This is a genomic window from Corallococcus sp. CA053C, from assembly GCF_003611675.1.
GTDB lineage: Bacteria > Myxococcota > Myxococcia > Myxococcales > Myxococcaceae > Corallococcus.
This window is the reverse complement of the sequence record NZ_RAWA01000726.1, coordinates 1-2,119: the sequence shown is the minus strand read 5'-3', so window position 1 is coordinate 2,119 and position 2,119 is coordinate 1. Positions and strand designations below refer to the sequence as shown.

The 2,119-nt window shown below is 71.0% G+C and carries 2 protein-coding genes; both read left to right on the top strand.

The annotated features are described in order from the left end of the window. Positions 1-107: 107 nt before the first annotated feature. A complete protein-coding gene (locus D7V97_RS42620) occupies positions 108-944 on the top strand; it encodes an MBL fold metallo-hydrolase (protein WP_120616227.1) in 837 nt (278 codons plus the stop codon). Next, positions 941-2,119, top strand: a 1,179-nt coding sequence (locus tag D7V97_RS42615) for a sigma 54-interacting transcriptional regulator (protein ID WP_120616228.1), incomplete at its 3' end; no start/stop codon positions are given. The genes D7V97_RS42620 and D7V97_RS42615, both read left to right, overlap by 4 nt.

The window sequence follows — 2,119 nt, the reverse complement described above, 5'->3', positions numbered from 1 at the left end:
CCGCCCACCCCCAGTGATTCCAGCCCCTTGGCCTTGGCACCAGACGTGCTCTGTCCCCCTCGTGTCAGGGCGCCCCCCAGGGTGCCGGAAGCATCAGGAGGAACATCATGGAAATCCGGTTCTTCGGGGTTCGTGGCAGCATCGCGGTGTCGGGCTCACGCATCGGTGGCAACACGGCGTGCGTGGAAGTGACGAGCCAGGGCGAGCGGCTGATCCTCGACGCGGGCACGGGCATCCGCACGCTGGGCGAAGTGATGATGCGCGAGGGCGCGCCCCAGAAGGTGACGATGTTCTTCTCGCACCTGCACTGGGACCACGTGCAGGGCTTCCCCTTCTTCACGCCCGCGTACCTGCCCACGACGTCGCTGACGCTGTACGGCCCGGGCGCCAACGGCGCGCAGGCGCTGGAGTCCACGCTGTCGCAGCAGATGCGTCCGCCGCAGTTCCCGGTGCCGCTGTCCACCATGCGCTCGAAGATGACCTTCGGCGCCGCGCTGCACGGCCACACGGTGGAGGTGGGCCCGTTCAAGGTGACGCCCATCGACGTGCCCCACCCTGATGGGTGCATGGCCTATCGCGTGGAAGCGGACGGCCACTCGTTCGTCTACGCCACGGACGTGGAGTTGCCGGAGCGCCTCACGTCGGACGTGGCGCGCCACTTCGAGGGAGCGGACGCGCTGTGCCTGGACGCGCAGTACACGCCCGACGAGTACGAGGGGAAGAAGGGCATGTCCAAGAAGGGCTGGGGCCACTCGACGATGATGGACGCGGCCAAGGTGGCCAAGGACCTGCACGCCGGGCGGCTCTTCCTCTTCCACCATGATCCGGCGCACGCGGACGACCTCTTGGAGGACATGGCGCAGCAGGCGCGTGGCCTGTTCCCCTTCACCGAGCCCGCGCGCGAGGGCCAGCGCATGCTCCTGGGCCGCGCGGCGGGCGCATGAACCTGCCGAGCCCCGAGCCCTGCGCTACAGTGCCGGGCGAGCCCTTCACGCTGCCACCGCTGCCCGCCGCCATGCCCCCGTCCCCGCCGGATGTCACGCAGGTCCTGCTCCCGTTCGGCGCGCTCGTCGGGCGCGAGGTGGACCTGGATGCCTTCCTCCAGACGCTGGTGGACCGCATCGCCATCACGCTGCAGGCGGACCGCGGCACGCTGTGGCTGTTGGACCCGGCGCGCCGCGAGCTGTTCAGCCGCGCGGCGCACCTGCCGGAGGTCGCGCAGATCCGCGTGAAGCTGGGCCAGGGCGTGGCCGGCTACGTGGCGGAGTCCGGCGAGCCCGTACACGTGCCGGATCCGCGCGGCGAGCGCCGCTTCTTCGCGGACATCGACCGGATGACGGGCTACCGCACCATCAGCCTCGCCGCGGTGCCGCTGCGCGACGCGGCCGGCGCCGTGTACGGCGTGCTCCAGGTGCTCAACCGCCGGGGCGGTGGGCACTTCACCGAGGACGACACCCAGCAGCTCACCGCCATCGCCGCCCAGGTGAGCACCGCCCTGCAGACGACGAGCCTCTACCAGGAGCTCCAGCGCGCGAAGGATCAGCCGCAGGCCCCGGTGGGCTACTTCTTCAACCGCATCATCGGCGAGGCCCCGCCCCTCAAGGCCCTCTACCGCCTGGTGCAGAAGGCCGCGCCCACGGACGCCACGGTGCTGCTGCGCGGGGAGAGCGGCTGCGGCAAGGAGCTCTTCGCGCGCGCCATCCACGTCAACGGCCCCCGGCGCGACAAGCCCTTCGTGAAGGTGGACTGCGCGGCCCTGCCCGCGTCCCTCATCGAGAACGAGCTGTTCGGCCATGAGAAGGGCGCCTTCACCGGCGCCGACCATCGCGTGCCCGGCAAGTTCGAGGCGGCCGACGGCGGCACGGTCTTCATCGACGAGCTGGGGGAGCTGCCCCAGGCCGTGCAGGGCAAGCTGCTGCGCGTGCTGCAGGACCGCGAGTTCGAGCGCGTGGGTGGCACGCAGCCCGTCAAGGTGGACGTGCGCATCGTCGCGGCCACCCACCGCGACCTGCCCCGCATGGTGGCGGAGGGGAAGTTCCGCGAGGACCTCTACTACCGCATCAAGGTCGTGGAGCTGCTCCTGCCCCCGCTGCGCGAGCGCGGCGCGGAGGACATCGAG

What these genes read in the sequence shown, in the direction of transcription:
- D7V97_RS42620 (WP_120616227.1), top strand. Translation starts at nt 108, where the DNA reads ATGGAAATCCGGTTCTTCGGGGTTCGTGGCAGCATCGCGGTGTCGGGC.